16 protein-coding genes are annotated in these 16,474 nt (G+C 42.3%); 5 read left to right on the plus strand and 11 right to left on the minus strand.

The annotated features are described in order from the left end of the window. Positions 1 to 227: 227 nt before the first annotated feature. Genes PAND9192_RS18720 through PAND9192_RS18730 form a run of 3 tightly spaced genes read right to left on the minus strand, consistent with a single transcriptional unit; the run spans position 228 to position 2,927 of the window. Positions 228 to 995, minus strand: coding sequence for an ABC transporter ATP-binding protein (locus PAND9192_RS18720; RefSeq protein WP_087854952.1), 768 nt, complete (start codon positions 993 to 995; stop codon positions 228 to 230). After that, positions 992 to 2,032, minus strand: coding sequence for a FecCD family ABC transporter permease (locus PAND9192_RS18725; RefSeq protein WP_060999266.1), 1,041 nt, complete (start codon positions 2,030 to 2,032; stop codon positions 992 to 994). The genes PAND9192_RS18720 and PAND9192_RS18725 overlap by 4 nt, the downstream gene beginning before the upstream one ends. Continuing rightward, entirely contained in the window at positions 2,010 to 2,927 is a 918-nt protein-coding gene (locus PAND9192_RS18730) for an ABC transporter substrate-binding protein (RefSeq protein ID WP_087854953.1), read from the minus strand. Before PAND9192_RS18730 ends, PAND9192_RS18725 begins: the two co-directional genes overlap by 23 nt. Positions 2,928 to 3,067: 140 nt before the next feature. On the opposite strand from PAND9192_RS18730, the gene PAND9192_RS18735 reads away from it, so the two are divergent. Beyond that, positions 3,068 to 3,610 carry a cobalamin adenosyltransferase family protein gene (locus PAND9192_RS18735; RefSeq protein ID WP_087854954.1) on the plus strand — a complete coding sequence of 181 codons (543 nt, stop codon included), beginning with the start codon at positions 3,068 to 3,070 and terminating at the stop codon, positions 3,608 to 3,610. A 73-nt stretch (positions 3,611 to 3,683) separates the two neighbouring features. Here PAND9192_RS18735 and mnmE read toward each other — a convergent pair whose 3' ends face one another. The 8 genes from mnmE to PAND9192_RS18775 all read right to left on the minus strand — a co-directional run bounded on the left by mnmE (position 3,684) and on the right by PAND9192_RS18775 (position 9,965). Further along, entirely contained in the window at positions 3,684 to 5,051 is a 1,368-nt protein-coding gene (mnmE, locus tag PAND9192_RS18740) for a tRNA uridine-5-carboxymethylaminomethyl(34) synthesis GTPase MnmE (protein ID WP_087854955.1), read from the minus strand. A gap of 116 nt (positions 5,052 to 5,167) precedes the next feature. Beyond that, on the minus strand, positions 5,168 to 6,808 hold the full coding sequence (gene yidC / locus PAND9192_RS18745) for a membrane protein insertase YidC (RefSeq protein WP_087854956.1): 1,641 nt from the start codon (positions 6,806 to 6,808) through the stop codon (positions 5,168 to 5,170). Positions 6,809 to 6,810: 2 nt separating this feature from the next. Continuing rightward, positions 6,811 to 7,068 (minus strand): membrane protein insertion efficiency factor YidD, encoded by a 258-nt coding sequence (gene yidD, locus PAND9192_RS18750; protein ID WP_080159046.1) that lies wholly within the window; start codon positions 7,066 to 7,068, stop codon positions 6,811 to 6,813. Next, entirely contained in the window at positions 7,035 to 7,391 is a 357-nt protein-coding gene (gene rnpA / locus PAND9192_RS18755) for a ribonuclease P protein component (RefSeq protein ID WP_082732189.1), read from the minus strand. Before rnpA ends, yidD begins: the two co-directional genes overlap by 34 nt. A gap of 15 nt (positions 7,392 to 7,406) precedes the next feature. Next, on the minus strand, positions 7,407 to 7,541 hold the full coding sequence (gene rpmH, locus PAND9192_RS18760; RefSeq protein ID WP_006233350.1) for a 50S ribosomal protein L34: 135 nt from the start codon (positions 7,539 to 7,541) through the stop codon (positions 7,407 to 7,409). A gap of 183 nt (positions 7,542 to 7,724) precedes the next feature. Continuing rightward, positions 7,725 to 8,462: an amino acid ABC transporter ATP-binding protein gene (locus tag PAND9192_RS18765; protein WP_087854957.1), complete on the minus strand. Its 738-nt coding sequence runs from the start codon at positions 8,460 to 8,462 to the stop codon at positions 7,725 to 7,727. Further along, positions 8,459 to 9,130: an amino acid ABC transporter permease gene (locus tag PAND9192_RS18770; RefSeq protein WP_060999249.1), complete on the minus strand. Its 672-nt coding sequence runs from the start codon at positions 9,128 to 9,130 to the stop codon at positions 8,459 to 8,461. The genes PAND9192_RS18765 and PAND9192_RS18770 overlap by 4 nt, the downstream gene beginning before the upstream one ends. A gap of 79 nt (positions 9,131 to 9,209) precedes the next feature. After that, entirely contained in the window at positions 9,210 to 9,965 is a 756-nt protein-coding gene (locus PAND9192_RS18775) for an amino acid ABC transporter substrate-binding protein (RefSeq protein ID WP_087821921.1), read from the minus strand. A 476-nt stretch (positions 9,966 to 10,441) separates the two neighbouring features. Between PAND9192_RS18775 and dnaA the strand changes: the two genes are divergently transcribed. Genes dnaA through gyrB form a run of 4 tightly spaced genes read left to right on the plus strand, consistent with a single transcriptional unit; the run spans position 10,442 to position 16,462 of the window. Next, positions 10,442 to 11,839: a chromosomal replication initiator protein DnaA gene (dnaA, locus tag PAND9192_RS18780; RefSeq protein WP_060999246.1), complete on the plus strand. Its 1,398-nt coding sequence runs from the start codon at positions 10,442 to 10,444 to the stop codon at positions 11,837 to 11,839. Position 11,840: 1 nt separating this feature from the next. Continuing rightward, on the plus strand, positions 11,841 to 12,941 hold the full coding sequence (dnaN, locus tag PAND9192_RS18785) for a DNA polymerase III subunit beta (protein WP_060999244.1): 1,101 nt from the start codon (positions 11,841 to 11,843) through the stop codon (positions 12,939 to 12,941). A gap of 2 nt (positions 12,942 to 12,943) precedes the next feature. Beyond that, entirely contained in the window at positions 12,944 to 14,026 is a 1,083-nt protein-coding gene (gene recF / locus PAND9192_RS18790; protein WP_065167737.1) for a DNA replication/repair protein RecF, read from the plus strand. A 15-nt stretch (positions 14,027 to 14,041) separates the two neighbouring features. After that, a complete protein-coding gene (gyrB, locus tag PAND9192_RS18795) occupies positions 14,042 to 16,462 on the plus strand; it encodes a DNA topoisomerase (ATP-hydrolyzing) subunit B (RefSeq protein WP_087854958.1) in 2,421 nt (806 codons plus the stop codon). Positions 16,463 to 16,474: the final 12 nt, after the last annotated feature.

The following is a 16,474-nucleotide window of genomic DNA, read 5'->3' on the forward strand; positions in this document are numbered from 1 at the left end:
GAAAGGCTATTATTTTTATCCACCAGCTAATAATGGGGATGAAAGTGGGAGAAAGTGTGGGTATTTTTGACTAAATAGCAGTAATTATAATGGCTAACACGATCATTATAATATTGTCACGATAAGAACGCGTATTGATTAAGGACGATCTTACCCACATGATCCCCTTGTTGTTTGCACAGGTTTATGATCGTTATTTGGGGTGATCTGATAGTTGATCGCTTTGCTCAGGGGATCGAGTGGCGTTGCGGTAAAATAAATAGTTTTTGGTTGTCTGGATGCTGAGTAACACTGACGTGGTGATGATAAAGTGCGGTGATTTGTTGCGGAGTTAATACCTTTTGAGGGCTATCAAAGGCAATTTGCTGGCCGTGTTCTAATAATAATAAGCGGTCGCAAAATGTGATCGCGGTATTAAGGTTGTGAATGGCGATTAAGGCACTTTTACCTTGTTGGCAATGGTGGCTTAGAATATTAAGTAATAATGACTCATGACCAATATCGAGGCTAGCTGTTGGCTCATCAAGTAGCATGATAGCTGCATTTTGAATTAATAAACGGGCAAAATGCACTCGTTGTTGTTCGCCACCTGAGAGTTGATTGATGGGTCTGTTTAAGAGATCTTCTATTTGTAACTGACTAATAATATTATTTATTTTATGTTGTGGTAGTGCGGCTGATTGGTGATGACCGTAATAAATAATATCGTTAACTACAAATCCAAATGCAGGTTCTGTGTGTTGAGGTAAATAACTTAATTGTTGAGCTCGTTGTTGATGACTATAGCTGTTAAGAGGCTGATCAAATAAACGAATACTGCCATGGGTGGGTGTCATAAACCCGCTGAGACATTTGAGCAGCGTGCTTTTACCTGCGCCGTTAGGGCCAATAATACCGACTAATTCGCCAGGATTAATGGCAAAGTTAATATTCTGTAATAACGGCTGTGATCCTTGATGGTAACTTAATTGGTCGATCACAAGTGGTAGGATCATGATTGTAATCCTTTATATTGGCTACGAATTAATAGAATAATAAAATAGATCCCGCCAATAATCGCGGTAATTATCCCGGTTTTTAATTCGTTGGGAGCAATAACGGTACGTGCAATAAGATCACACCCTAAGAGGAACATTGCACCAAATAAGGCTGAAAATGGCAATAAAATACGATTATTGGGCCCTACTAAGAGTCGAGCTAAATGGGGGACGATTAAGCCAATAAAGCCAATTGGACCCGCTACCGCAATTGCCATCGCAGTAAGTAAGGTGGTTAGTAACAATAATAAGCGGCGGCTGTGACCGACATTGACGCCCATGCCATGGGCATTTTGTTCACCTAAAGCGAGCAGGTTTAATGTTTGTCCATGGCGTAACAATATCCATGCCGTAATAATAATCATTGGGGTTGGCCATAGTAATTGCTGCCAAGTTCGCGCATCTAGGCCACCCATGGTCCAGAATACAAATTCACTGACTTCATATTGTTGTGCGGTTAATAATACTCCCATGGTTAACCCGCCTAATAAACTTGATACTGCCAAGCCCGCTAAAATGATGAATAAGCCATGCTGTTGGGTTTGACGGGCAATCAAATACACGATAGTGGCAGTGATTAAAGCTCCTATTGCGGTGACGACGGGTAATAAGGCGGGATTGACCACGGTTAAGCCACTGACTATTGCGACCACTGCAGCAAAACTACTACCAGCACTAATACCTAAGATATCGGGACTAGCAAGGGGATTTCTAAATAAGCCTTGGCTACAGGCACCTGCTAAGGCCAGTGCACTACCAGCCAATATGGCGGCACAAGCACGCGGTAAGCGGATCTGTAATATGATCGCCGAGGCGAGAGGATATTGTTGTTGGGCTAATGCCTCACCACCATGAATATAGCTGTTGAACATGGCAAAAATGTCATCAATGGGAATAGAGACAGAGCCGAGACTAAGGTAAATAATTAACAGCAGTAATAATCCGATTAATGCCGTAATACCTTGTAGCGGTTTAATGTATTGATGACTGAGCATGGGGCTTATAAACCTTATGATTAAGGTAGATGATAGCGTCGGCAATGTATTGGCTATCAGTTGAACGCAGTGAATGTGGCAAGCTGATCACACGGCGATCACGAATAGCTGTTAACGTTTGCAGGGCTGGATCATGGAGTAACTGTTGCTTAAAACCATCATTGTCCACTCCTGGTATAATAATTACATCTGGATTGAGCACTAATAGTTGCTCTTTAGCTATCGGCACTTGGCCAAATTTATCGCCGCTGGTATACGCTATGACATTTTTGAGTTGAGCTTGACTAATAATGGTATTGATAGTCGAATTATGGTTACTGGATGCTCCCCACGGAGTGTATTCAATCGCGGTTAGCGGCTGTTTGGGAACGATAACCTGTTGTTTAAGCTTTTGTTGCATTGTTTCAACTAACGCTGCTGCGGCAGTATTTTGATTAACTAGTTTACCGACTAATAAAATGTTTTTTTCGATGTTTTTAAGGCTATAAACCGTTTTTATTACAAATACTGTAATACCCGCTGCTCGCAGTTGAGCTATTTTAGGGCTATCACTCCAACTGGCGACCAAGACTAAATCTGGGTGCTCGGCAATAATACGTTCGACATTAAGATCACGTAACGGTAGGGTGGCTGGAATTTTATTGGCAATAATTGAGTAAGTAGCATCCTTACTTAAGCGGCTTAAACTGGTGATATTTTGGAGTGGTAGTAGCGCCATGATAACTTGATCGCTAAACATGCTTTTAGAGTCGACTCGAGTCGGCATTTTCTTCAATGTAACCGCTTGATTACTGGCATCAATAACTGTTATTGGGTAGATGGTTTCAGCTCCAAAGCTGATTGAACTACTGCATAAACAGCCAATAAAAAATAAATATTTACATAGTCGGTACATAATTTTCCATACGTCGTAGATGGTGAGCTTGCAACATCCCTAGCAAGCAAAATTTGCGAACATAGTTAGTGATTTTTGGAACGCTGTCAATGACAGTCTACTGGTAGAATTAGCCATATTTGGTAAGGATGAATAAAGTCATGGTATTAAAGTTTTCTGGCGATATTGATGAACTCGCTTATCCGTTTATTTTTGAAGATTCACCCTTGTGCGATTTTGAAATTCTTACCGATGAATTATGTACCTATATTGGCTTGGTGATCTCACAGTTAGACGATGGGGAAATACAACAATCATTAATCTGGCTGCAACCACGAATTTTTCATTTGAATGGTTCAATTCGAGGTAAATGCGGTATTTTTGAGACTGATATTGGTAAGCTGAAAGCGGATTATCATTACTTTCGCGATCAAGTAACAGATAGTAATAAACGGTTTGTATTACCGCGAGGGGTGGGGGCGGTGGTGCAGTTACACCAATGCCGAAGTTTGGCTAAAAAGGTGGTAAGACAATTAGTTAAAGTCGATACTGCAGGGAAAAAAATATCACCAACATTGCCAAGATTCAGTAATTTGTTAGTTAACTATTTGTTTGCGTTAACGCGAGTACTTAATCAACAGACTGGGATTGAAGAGCCGGAATATATCAGTATAAATTATCCTAAGCCTGAATCTAAAAAATAATAAAAAACGTCACATATCAATAGTATGTGACGTTTTTTTAGCGTAACCATCAATGCAAGTGCAATGTTAGTAGTTACTTACCAATGCAGAATGAAGTAAAGATACGTCCAAGTAAATCATCCGAGGTAAACTCACCGGTGATCTCACTTAAGTGTTGTTGAGCAAGGCGTAATTCTTCAGCTAGAATTTCACCCGCCATAAAACCTTCAAGTTGTTGTTTACCGATCTCTAAATGTTCAGCAGCACGCTCTAGCGCATCTAAGTGACGACGACGCGCCATAAAGCCGCCCTCGGTCGTACCTGCAAATCCCATACATTGCTTTAGATGTTCACGTAAGTCGTCGACACCTTCACCTGTACGCGCAGAAAGGCGAATTAAGGTTGGATTATTAACATGACAGATACCGGCTGGTTCACCCGTTAACTCTGTTTTATTGCGAATGACAGTTAGACCCATATCAGCAGGTAGGCGCTCAATAAAGTCGGGCCAAATTTCTTTAGGATCGGTGGCGTCAGTGGTGGTGCTATCAACCATGAATAACACCCGATCGGCATGTTCAATTTCAGCCCATGCGCGTTCAATACCAATGCGTTCCACTTCGTCGGTTGCTTCACGTAAGCCGGCGGTATCAATGATGTGTAATGGCATTCCATCAATGTGGATATGCTCACGTAATACGTCACGAGTAGTACCTGCAATATCGGTCACAATCGCACTGTCTTTACCCGATAATGCGTTGAGTAGGCTTGATTTACCTGCATTAGGGCGACCTGCAATCACCACTTTCATGCCTTCACGCATGATCGCGCCTTGATTGGCTTGTTTACGTACATCTGCTAAGCGAGCCATGATGTTATTGAGATCACCACTGACTTTACCGTCAGATAGAAAATCAATTTCTTCTTCAGGGAAATCAATGGCTGCTTCGACAAAAATACGTAAATGAATTAAGGCTTCAACTAGTTCATTTACTTTGTTTGAGAATACACCTTGTAGTGATTTAAAGGCGCTTTTGGCGGCTTCTTCTGAGCTAGCATCAATTAAATCAGCAATGGCTTCTGCTTGGGCTAAATCAAGCTTATCGTTCATAAACGCACGTTCAGAGAACTCACCTGGACGCGCTGGACGAATACCATCAATATTAAGAATACGACGGATCATCATATCCATTAATACTGGGCCACCGTGACCTTGGAGTTCTAATACATCTTCGCCGGTAAATGAATTAGGGCCTTTAAAAAACAGCGCGATCCCCTGATCAAGCGCGGTACCATCTTCATTTTTAAATGGCAGATATTCAGCGTAACGGGTTTTTAACTCACGACCAGCAACGGCAAGGGCTACTTCTTTCGCTTTAGGACCTGAAACGCGAATGATGCCGACGCCGCCACGGCCCGGTGGTGTTGCTTGTGCAACGATAGTATCGATATGTTGATTCATAACCTTGGCTTTGCTTTAAAATGACTTGATGATTGTAAACCACTGTGAGGGTTTACGCCTAATCTGCCCCATAAAAAAAGGCGACCCTAAGGTCGCCTTTTATTCACAGGCAGCGCTTATTTAGCTTTGCTGTGTAAACCTTTCTTTTCCAACGCGCGGAAAATAATAGTCTGTTGAATCAGAGTCACAATGTTTGATACTAACCAGTACAACACTAGACCTGATGGGAACCATAAGAAGAAGAAAGTAAACATAACCGGCATAAAGGTCATGATTTTCTGCTGCATTGGATCCGTTACTGTCGATGGGCTGTTCTTCTGAATCAGGAACATTGATACACCCATAAGAACAGGCAGGATGTAGTACGGGTCTTGTGCTGATAGATCCTGAATCCAACCGAAGAATGGCGCATGACGCAATTCAACTGATCCCATTAGTGCCCAGTACAGTGCAATGAAAATTGGCATCTGTAGCATGATAGGTAAACAACCACCAAGTGGGTTTACTTTCTCTTTTTTGTACAGCTCCATCATTTCTTGGCTTTGACGTTGACGGTCATCACCTAAACGCTCACGCATAGCCTGAATCTTAGGCTGTAGCATGCGCATTTTCGCCATTGAGGTGTACTGCGCTTTTGTTAGTGGGTACATTGCACCACGAACAATTAGCGTTAGGATGATAATTGCTACACCCCAGTTACCTACAATACCGTGAATGAAAGAAAGCAATTTATGCAATGGACTTGCAATGAACCATAACCAACCGTAATCAACCGTTAGGTTTAGGTTAGTTGCGGTTGCTGCCATTTCTTTTTGCAACTTAGGACCAAGCCAAAGTGTTGCTTTGATTTCTTTTGTTTGACCAGGAGCAACAGTCTCTAACGGCATACGTACACCGATGTAACCTACACCGTTATTATCACTGCTGTAGACTTGAGATGTCTGATCTGCGCCATCACGAGGGATCCATGCAGATACGAAGTAGTTCTCCATAATCGCAACCCAGCCGTCATTTGCTGACTGGTTAAGGTTCTTCTCTTTGATGTCATCAAAACTGTATTTTTTGTACTTAGTATCGTTAGCTGAGTATGCCGCACCGTTGTAGGTGTGCATTGCCATGCCTTGAATACCGCCGCCTGTTTTGCTTTCTAGACGGTGACGAAGCTGCGCGTACATTTGTACGGTTGCTGCTTTGTCAGTTTTGTTGTCGACAGTGTAGTCAACGTTAACCGCATAATCGTTGCGCTTGAAAACGAATGTTTTAATGTAGCTAATGCCATTTTTAGTAAATGTCATTGGTACACGTAGTTCGTTTTGATCCGGTGCCATCACAAAGCTTTTTGCAGTCACGGCGTATTGTGCGCGGCCATGAGTTTGTGAATCAGAACCGTTAGTGCCAATTAAGCCAGATTGCGCGATATAATCACGGCCATCAGTGTCACTTAATAAAACATACGGGTCTTTAGAACCGAGAGTATTGTCGTATTTAAGTAGTTTTGCATTAATAACATCACCACCAAGCGTGTCGACTGTTAATTCCAGTACATCCGTTTTAATGGTAATTAAGTTAGTTGAAGTTTTCTGGTCAGTCAGTGGTTGGTTGTCACTTGAGTGTGATGGAATACCACTATTGTTATTGACTTGTTGCGCTACACCCGGCTTCGTTGGTTGCTGGTTCTTGTCGCCATGCCATTGCTGAAATAGCAAGAATGAGACAAACAGTAGGGCAATTAACAGAATATTACGTTGGGAACCCATGGTTAATGTTCTCTGTCGTTATGCTTGGTTGGCGGAACGGGGTCGTAACCACCGTCATTTAAAGGGTGACATTTTAATAGACGTTTCGCCGCTAACCAACAACCTTTTCGCGCTCCATGCGTTTTTACAGCTTCGATCGCATATTGAGAACATGTAGGGGTGAACCGACAGCGTGGCCCAAGAAGCGGGCTGATTGCCAGTTGGTAAAAGCGGACTAGTCTTACGACTAGCCACGCGACGGGCGAGACAGGCGATGCCATAACTTATCTAACAACGTAAATAGTTCTTCGTTACTCAAATCATTGGCTGATTTCTTAGCGATGACTACGAAGTCACAGGCTGGAAGCTGATGTTGTTTTAAACGGAAACTTTCGCGAACAACGCGTTTGAAGCGGTTTCTGTCGACAGCAGTTTTAATCTGTTTTTTAGGAACAGCCAGACCGAGACGGGGGTGGTCGAATTCGTTAGAACGGGCAAGAATAGTCAAGTGAGGAGAGCCAGCACGATGAGCTTGCTGGAAGACAGTTTTGTAATGTTCGGGAGTTAACAAACGTAACTCCCGAGAAAAAGCGTACTTATTCAAAATAATCGTCGATGATTACTTAGAAAGACGCTTACGGCCTTTAGCGCGACGTGCATTGATTGTTGCACGACCGTTCTTAGTTGCCATACGAGCACGGAAGCCGTGACTACGCTTACGCTTAAGAACAGAAGGTTGGAATGTGCGTTTCATGGTTTTACCTTAAATTAACTGATCAGTTTTTAAGTTTGTTAGATGTAATTGGCCATAATTGGACAATTACCACGAACAAAGAGGCGGAATTGTAATCACTGACTAACAAAGAGTCAATAATTATACCCACATCTAATGACGGGCGCTGCATTATACGTTTTATAGCGCGAAGTTCAAGGATCCTTATTGGATCCCTATTTGAGTCAAAAAAGCCTTTAGTCGCGGATCGTTAGGGTGATTAAAGATCTGCTGTGGCGGTCCTTGCTCTACAAATTGACCGTCGGCCATGAAGATCACTCTGTCAGCGACTTCGCGTGCAAACTGTAATTCATGGGTGACGATCAACATGGTTTGTTGCTGTTGTGCCAATTGTTTGATCAAGTTTAGCACTTCATTTACCCACACAGGATCCAGCGCTGAAGTGGGTTCATCCAGTAAAAGTAATTCAGCCTCTAACGCCATTGCACGACCAATACCCACTCGCTGTTGTTGACCACCTGAAAGGGCTGCAGGGTATTGATTGGCTTTATCGGCTAAGCCAATATCGGTCAGAATACTCAGTGCTCGCTGTTGTGCTTGTTGACTGTCGAGTCCTTTAACTACCTTTAGTCCCTCACTGATATTTTGTTCGGCGGTGAGGTGATTAAATAAAGCGTAATTTTGAAATACAAACCCGGTTTGGCGTCGCAGAGCTAAAATGTCACTTTTTTTAGGTTGCTGGCAATTAACCTCGACATCATTAATAGCGATGGTGCCGCTATTAGCACTATCAAGGTAATTAAGGCAACGCAAAAAAGTTGATTTTCCTGTTCCTGATGGACCAATAATCGCCACGATTTCGCCTTGGTTAATCTGCAGATCGAGATCGTTAAAAACTGTGTGTTCACCAAAGCGCTTAGTAAGTTTTTTTATGTTTATCATCGTACATAGGCCCTGTCTAAACGTGTTTCAGCTAGCTGTTGTAAGCGAGTAAGCACTATCACTACAGCCCAGTATATTATTGCCACAGCAAGGAACGCTTCAAAAAACTTGAAACTTGATGAGGCTTCCATTTGTGCTTTTGCCATGATTTCCGGCACTCCAAGCGTGAAAGCAAGTGAGGTCGATTTGATCATATCAATAAAATAATTCATCAATGACGGTAATGCGATACGGGTGGCTTGCGGCAATATAATTCGACGCATGGTTTGCGATTCTGTCATACCAATCGCTAAGCTGGCTTCTCGTTGGCTACGATCTACGCCAATAATGGCGGCGCGAATACTTTCTGCCATGTAAGCGGCAAAATGGAGGCTAAGGCCGATCACTGCAGCGCTAAAGGCATCTAATCCTACCAAGCTTGGCATCACTTGTGGTAAGCCGTAATAGAGTAAAAATAGCTGCACCAGTAACGGTGTACCGCGAAAAAAACTGATATAAAGTTGCGTCAGCGCGTTTAGAACTGGTAGCTGATAAATACGAATTAAAGCGAGAATTAAGCCAAGTATTAGCGCAAAAACAGCCCCAAGTGCAGCCATAGATAATGTTGTTGGTAGGTATTTCAACAAAATAGGCATCAACGACAACATATAATTAAAATCAAAACCCATAATGGTGATCCGTTTTACTGATTAAGCAGGGGGAATCTGGCTCCACCAGTGACAATTATTATCAATGGTGGAGTGAGGATTATTGAGTGATATCGCTATGGAACCACTTGGTTGAGATTGCTTTTAAGGTACCGTCATCACGCATCGCCGTTAATGCCTGATTCACTTGTTGTTGTAATAATTCACCTTTAGCATTGTTTAAAAATGGCCATGCATTTTCGATGGTGGCAAAGGGTTTACCCGCTAATTGTAACGGCAGTGGTTTACTATTAATGATCGCTAGCGATGATAAACGATCCATCACAAAGGCATCTGTGCGGCCTAACGCGACATCTTGCTCAATACCACTGTCATAAGTTTTGATATTAATATCATTGGCATTGGGTAAATTACGCAGTAATTGCTCGTAGTTTGAACCAAGGTTAACGCCAACTGTTTTGTCATTTAAGTTCGCTGTTGATTGGATACTAGTATTACCTTTACGAACCACAAGTTGCGCACCGTCAATAACATAAGGTTGGCTGAATAAAAATTTGGCTTGGCGAGCAGGAGTAATGGTAATTTGGTTAGAAATAGTATCAATTCGACCTGTTTCTAGTTGACCAAATAAACCTGAAAAACTCGCGGTAACAAACTCAACCTGATAATCGTTACGTTTGCCAATTTCATTCCATAGGTCGACTTCAAACCCCTGTAATTTATCTTTACTAACAAACGTGAATGGAAAATAACGACCAGACATGCCCACTTTTACTGTGGTTGCAGCCATGACACTCGTCGTTGTACAAGCAAGCAGTGTACTTGCAATCACAAGAGGTTTTATCCAGTTTTTCATTCGGTACATTCCTTACCTTGATAGCGATTTATTTGGTGAAGCAATCCTACCTTGGTATTAAATGATAAAGATAATAATTAACAGTTATTTGAAATAACCATTTGTTTGGCTAATGACATATTGTGCTTCAATATCATGCTTTTTTCGGCATACAGAAAGCGTGTATTTGGCATAGAAAGGTTACCCACAACGATGAGTTTTCTCTGTGGATGATAATTGATGATGATTAAATGGACATTATTAAGCAAAAACAGCATTAAACGGGGAATGAGCGACTTATATTTGTGATTGATGTGTTAATATAGCTGTGGGTAAAGGTAGGTTAAATTGTGCTGATCTTGCATTTTATTGTGCGATCCATGTGCATAAGTTCGATCTTATTCACTGGATCTGCGATCTCTTTACTGGTGATCCTTGTTCAGCACGTATAAAATTATCCTCCTTTTATGTTTTGTTTATTCAGTGTGGAGTCTACCTTGTCATCTTCGCTATGGTTGCAGTGCCTTCAACGCCTTCAGGAAGAACTCCCTGCGACAGAATTCAGTATGTGGCTGCGTCCGCTTCAGGCTGAATTAAATGATCATACCTTGACATTATTTGCCCCTAATCGATTTGTATTAGATTGGGTGCGCGATAAATATCTTAATAACATTAATCGGCTGCTGAATGAATTCTGCGGTGCTGATGCGCCGAGCCTACGGTTTGAAGTTGGTAGTAAACCTGTTGCTGCACCGCCACAACATGTTGCACCACCAGTATTTACCTTGCCACAATCAAAACCGCGTACAGAGCCTGAGCCTGTGCATTACGAGCCGGCACCGTCACCGGTACAAGCTGAATCGCCAGGGGGCTATCGTTCAAATGTAAATCCTAAGCATAATTTTAATAATTTTGTTGAAGGTAAATCGAACCAGTTAGGTCTTGCTGCATGTCGTCAGGTATCTGATAACCCAGGTGCGGCGTATAACCCATTATTTTTATATGGTGGTACTGGTTTAGGTAAAACGCACTTATTGCATGCCGTTGGTAATGCAATCGCTAATCGTAAGCCCAATGCTAAAGTGGTTTACATGCATTCAGAACGTTTTGTGCAAGATATGGTGAAAGCACTGCAAAATAACGCTATTGAAGAATTTAAGCGTTATTACCGCAGTGTCGATGCATTATTGATTGATGACATTCAATTTTTTGCTAATAAAGAACGTTCACAAGAAGAATTTTTTCATACCTTTAATGCGTTATTAGAAGGTAATCAACAAATTATTCTTACTTCCGATCGTTACCCGCGTGAAATTAACGGGGTAGAGGATCGCTTAAAATCGCGTTTTGGCTGGGGATTAACGGTAGCGATTGAACCGCCTGAGCTTGAAACTCGCGTTGCTATTCTAATGAAGAAAGCCGAAGATCATAACATTCGACTGGCTGATGAAGTCGCGTTCTTTATCGCTAAGCGCTTACGTTCTAATGTGCGAGAGTTAGAAGGGGCATTGAATCGCGTTATTGCCAATGCTAATTTTACTGGTCGTGCAATTACGATTGATTTTGTGCGTGAAGCGTTGCGCGACTTACTTGCATTACAAGAAAAGTTGGTAACTATTGATAATATTCAGAAGACGGTTGCTGAATATTATAAAATAAAGATGGCAGATATGCTGTCTAAGCGTCGTTCTCGTAGTGTTGCTCGTCCACGTCAAATGGCGATGGCACTGGCGAAAGAGCTGACAAACCACAGTCTTCCTGAGATTGGCGATGCCTTTGGCGGTCGCGATCACACTACCGTGCTCCATGCTTGTCGTAAGATCGAGCAGTTACGTGAAGAAAGCCACGATATTAAAGAAGATTATTCAAACCTAATTAGAACGTTGTCGTCTTAATATGAAATTTACTGTTGAACGTGAACATTTATTAAAACCTTTGCAACAGGTAACTGGTGCATTAGGTGGTCGTCCGTCATTACCGATTCTAGGTAACATTCTGCTGCAAGTTGAGAATGGCTGTTTATCGATGACAGGTACAGATCTTGAAGTCGAATTGATCGCGAAGATTGCATTAGAAGGCGACTTTGAAGCTGGTGCAGTAACAGTACCGTCACGTAAATTTTTAGATATTTGCCGTGGTTTGCCTGATAGCGCCACTATTGCGGTTATCTATGAAGGTGATCGCGTTTTAATTCGCTCTGGGCGTAGTCGCTATACATTAACAACCTTACCTGCAGCTGATTTTCCCAATATTGAAGATTGGCAAAGTGAGGTTGAGTTTACCCTTGAGCAAGGGCGTATGCGCCAACTGATCGACAGTACCCAGTTTTCAATGGCAAACCAAGATGTGCGTTACTACTTAAACGGGATGTTATTTGAAACCGATGGTCAACATTTGCGTTCTGTCGCAACTGATGGTCACCGTATGGCGGTATGTGCGATTAATACTGGTCATGATTTACCAACCAAACAAATTATTGTACCGCGTAAAGGGGTACTTGAATTGGTGCGGTTGTTTGATAACCCTGAAGCCTTAGTCAATATTCAAATTGGTCATTCAAATTTACGTGCGACAGTGGGTAATTTTGTGTTTACCTCTAAGCTCGTTGATGGTCGTTTCCCTGATTATCGTCGTGTAATGCCACAAAATAGCACTAAATTTGTTGAAGCAAATTGTGATGAGATGCGTAAAGCATTTGCGCGAGCGGCTATTTTATCCAATGAAAAATTCCGTGGTGTTAGAGTTGGTTTATCTAATGGTGAAATGCGGATCACAGCCAATAACCCGGAACAGGAAGAAGCGGAAGAGTTTCTTGATGTTGATTATGAGGGTGACAGCTTAGAGATTGGTTTCAATGTTAGCTATGTACTTGATGTTTTGAACACCCTTAAGTGTGATCAAGTACGGTTGTCATTATCAGATGCCAATGCACCGTCATTAATTGAAGATGCCACCAATGATGAAGCCATGTATGTAGTAATGCCAATTAGATTGTAATTATGGCACTTACTCGATTATTGGTGCAGGATTTTCGTAATATTGCTCAGTGTGATATTGCGTTAGCCAGCGGGTTTAATTTTTTAGTTGGCGCGAATGGTAGCGGTAAGACCAGTGTCCTTGAAGCAATTCATTATTTAGGGCACGGACGTTCATTCCGCAGCCATTTAACCAGTCGAGTGATTCGCCATGAACAGCAACAGCTATTTATTCATGGTCGAGTTACCGATAATAATGACCTCACTTTACCAGTGGGGATCAGTAAACAGCGCGATGGCAGTACTGAAGTTAAAATTGGTGGAGAGGGCAATCAAAAGCTCGCTCAACTTGCGCAAATTTTGCCACTACAGTTAATTACTCCTGAAGGGTTCGATTTATTAATTGGCGGACCTAAATTTCGACGGGCTTTTATTGATTGGGGTGTGTTTCATGTTGAACCAAAGTTCTATAATGCATGGAGCCGCTTAAAAAGACTGACGAAACAGCGTAATGCATTATTAAAGCAAGCGCGTAGTTATCGTGAACTCAGCTATTGGGATCAAGAACTCGCATTACTTGCTGAGCAAATTAGTGTGTGGCGCCAAGACTATATTAATGCCGTTAAAATCAAAGCGGCTGAGATATGCCAGGTGTTTTTACCTGAGTTTGATATTCAGCTCGGTTTTTACCGCGGCTGGGAAAAAGAGACACCGTATGCTGAGCTGCTACAACGTAATTTTGAACGTGACTGTCAGCTTGGCTATACCGTAAGTGGGCCCCATAAGGCTGATTTACGGATCAAAGTTGCTGGAACACCGGTTGAGGACGTATTGTCCCGCGGTCAGTTAAAGTTAATGGTGTGCGCATTGCGTTTAGCGCAAGGTTTACATCTAACCGAGACCACCGGCAAACAGTGTATTTACCTAATTGATGATTTTGCTTCCGAATTGGATAGCCATAGGCGAGCGTTGCTTGCGCAGCGATTAAAGGAAACTAACGCCCAAGTGTTCATTAGTGCTATTAGTCGCGAGCAAGTGGTTGATATGCTTGATGAAAATGGTAAGTTGTTCATGGTTGAACACGGTAAGATAACACAGGATAATTAAAGCGAGAGTAACTCAATGTCCAACAATTACGATTCATCAAGCATTAAGGTGCTTAAAGGCCTCGATGCGGTACGTAAGCGCCCAGGAATGTACATCGGTGATACTGATGATGGTACTGGCTTGCACCACATGGTTTTTGAGGTTGTCGATAACTCTATCGATGAGGCTCTTGCAGGTCACTGTGAAGATATCATTGTAACGATCCACGAAGATGGTTCGGTTTCGGTAAGCGATGATGGTCGTGGTATTCCGACTGAACTTCACGAAGAAGAAGGTGTGTCAGCAGCCGAAGTTATCATGACGGTACTCCACGCTGGTGGTAAGTTTGATGATAATTCTTACAAAGTGTCTGGTGGCCTTCACGGCGTAGGTGTTTCGGTTGTAAACGCCTTGTCTGAAAAAGTTGAGTTAACCATCAATCGTAAAGGTCATATTCACCAGCAAACTTACCAACACGGTGTGCCAGATGCACCATTGGCTGTTGTGGGTGATACTGATAAAACGGGTACCCGTTTACGTTTCTGGCCAAGCGAAGAAACTTTTACCAACAATATTGAATTTCATTACGAAATTTTAGCTAAACGTCTTCGTGAATTATCATTCTTGAACTCTGGTGTTTCTATCAAGTTAATTGATGAGCGTGAAGAAGGTAAGCAAGATCACTTTATGTATGAAGGTGGTATTCGCGCGTTTGTAGAACACTTGAACCGCAACAAGACACCGATTCACCAGAAAGTATTTCACTTTGATAGTGAGCGTGAAGACGGTATTACCGTTGAAGTGGCAATGCAGTGGAATGACGGTTTCCAAGAAGGCGTTTACTGCTTTACTAACAACATCCCTCAACGTGATGGTGGTACCCACTTAGCGGGTTTCCGTGGCGCTTTAACGCGTACTCTTAATTCATTTATGGATAAAGAAGGTTACTCAAAGAAAGCCAAAGCTGCAACTTCAGGTGATGATGCTCGTGAAGGTTTAGTTGCTGTTGTTTCGGTAAAAGTACCTGATCCTAAGTTCTCTAGCCAAACCAAAGATAAATTGGTTTCAAGCGAAGTGAAGAGCGCAGTTGAATCAGCAATGAACGAGAAGTTTGCCGAGTTCTTATTAGAAAGTCCGGCTGATGCAAAGATCATTTGTACTAAAATTATCGATGCCTCTCGTGCGCGTGAAGCGGCGCGTAAAGCACGTGAAATGACTCGTCGTAAAGGCGCATTAGATTTAGCGGGTCTTCCAGGTAAACTTGCTGACTGTCAGGAAAAAGATCCTGCATTGTCTGAACTTTACATTGTGGAAGGGGACTCTGCTGGCGGTTCAGCCAAGCAGGGGCGTAACCGTAAAAACCAAGCGATTCTGCCACTAAAAGGTAAAATCCTAAACGTTGAAAAAGCCCGTTTCGACAAGATGCTATCTTCACAAGAAGTGGCAACCCTGATCACAGCTATGGGTTGTGGTATTGGTCGTGACGAGTACAACCCAGATAAATTGCGTTACCACAATATCATCATCATGACCGATGCCGATGTCGATGGTTCGCACATTCGTACGTTACTATTGACCTTCTTCTATCGTCAAATGCCAGAGCTTATTGAGCGTGGCCACATCTATATTGCTCAGCCACCACTTTACAAAGTGAAGAAAGGTAAACAAGAGCAATACATTAAAGATGACGAAGAGATGAACCAGTACCAAACATCATTGGCACTGGATAACGCTTCTTTGTTTGCTAATGATGGTGCGCCAGCGATGACGGGTATGGCACTTGAAACGCTAGTGACGCAATACAATGGTGCGATGAAACTGATCGAACGTATGAGTCGTCGTTACCCAGCATTAATGCTGAATGAGTTAGTTTATCAACCTCGTTTAAGTATTGAAATGCTAGCTGATAGCGCGCAAGTTGAAGCATGGTTAACTCACCTTATTGCAGCACTAAATGCAAAGCAATCAGGTGAAAGCCAGTTTACGTTTGAAATCTTACGTGATGAAGAGAACAATGTCTTCATACCTAAGATTGTGGTACGTACTCACGGTGTTGATCATGAGTACCCATTAAGCTTCGATCTACTGAATTCAAAAGAGTACGCTAAATTAGCTGATCTTTCAGAAGCACTTGATGGCTTATTAGATGAGACTGCTTTTGTTCAACGTGGTGAGCGTAAACAACCGGTTTCAAGCTTTAAAGAAGTGCTTGAGTGGCTAAACAAAGAATCACGTCGTGGCTTATCTTTACAACGCTATAAAGGTTTGGGTGAAATGAACCCGAACCAGTTGTGGGAAACAACCATGGATCCTGATGTACGTCGTATGCTGCAAGTAACCATTAATGATGCTGTTGCTGCTGATGAATTGTTTACTTGTTTGATGGGTGATCAGGTTGAACCGCGTCGTAACTTCATTGAAGAAAACGCACTAAAAGTTGCTAACCTTGACGTCTAGTTTGTTGTTAGG

It is taken from the genome of Photobacterium andalusiense (assembly GCF_900185625.1).
Taxonomy (GTDB): Bacteria; Pseudomonadota; Gammaproteobacteria; order Enterobacterales; family Vibrionaceae; genus Photobacterium; species Photobacterium aquimaris.

Excerpts from the sequence above, each read along its gene's own strand:
- PAND9192_RS18720 (WP_087854952.1), bottom strand. The coding sequence starts at position 995 with ATGATCCTACCACTTGTGATCGACCAATTAAGTTACCATCAAGGATCA.
- PAND9192_RS18725 (WP_060999266.1), bottom strand. The coding sequence starts at position 2,032 with ATGCTCAGTCATCAATACATTAAACCGCTACAAGGTATTACGGCATTA.
- PAND9192_RS18730 (WP_087854953.1), bottom strand. The coding sequence starts at position 2,927 with ATGTACCGACTATGTAAATATTTATTTTTTATTGGCTGTTTATGCAGT.
- PAND9192_RS18735 (WP_087854954.1), top strand. The coding sequence starts at position 3,068 with ATGGTATTAAAGTTTTCTGGCGATATTGATGAACTCGCTTATCCGTTT.
- mnmE (WP_087854955.1), bottom strand. The coding sequence starts at position 5,051 with ATGAATCAACATATCGATACTATCGTTGCACAAGCAACACCACCGGGC.
- yidC (WP_087854956.1), bottom strand. The coding sequence starts at position 6,808 with ATGGGTTCCCAACGTAATATTCTGTTAATTGCCCTACTGTTTGTCTCA.
- yidD (WP_080159046.1), bottom strand. The coding sequence starts at position 7,068 with ATGGCATCGCCTGTCTCGCCCGTCGCGTGGCTAGTCGTAAGACTAGTC.
- rpmH (WP_006233350.1), bottom strand. The coding sequence starts at position 7,541 with ATGAAACGCACATTCCAACCTTCTGTTCTTAAGCGTAAGCGTAGTCAC.
- PAND9192_RS18765 (WP_087854957.1), bottom strand. The coding sequence starts at position 8,462 with ATGATAAACATAAAAAAACTTACTAAGCGCTTTGGTGAACACACAGTT.
- PAND9192_RS18770 (WP_060999249.1), bottom strand. The coding sequence starts at position 9,130 with ATGGGTTTTGATTTTAATTATATGTTGTCGTTGATGCCTATTTTGTTG.
- PAND9192_RS18775 (WP_087821921.1), bottom strand. The coding sequence starts at position 9,965 with ATGAAAAACTGGATAAAACCTCTTGTGATTGCAAGTACACTGCTTGCT.
- dnaN (WP_060999244.1), top strand. The coding sequence starts at position 11,841 with ATGAAATTTACTGTTGAACGTGAACATTTATTAAAACCTTTGCAACAG.
- recF (WP_065167737.1), top strand. The coding sequence starts at position 12,944 with ATGGCACTTACTCGATTATTGGTGCAGGATTTTCGTAATATTGCTCAG.
- gyrB (WP_087854958.1), top strand. The coding sequence starts at position 14,042 with ATGTCCAACAATTACGATTCATCAAGCATTAAGGTGCTTAAAGGCCTC.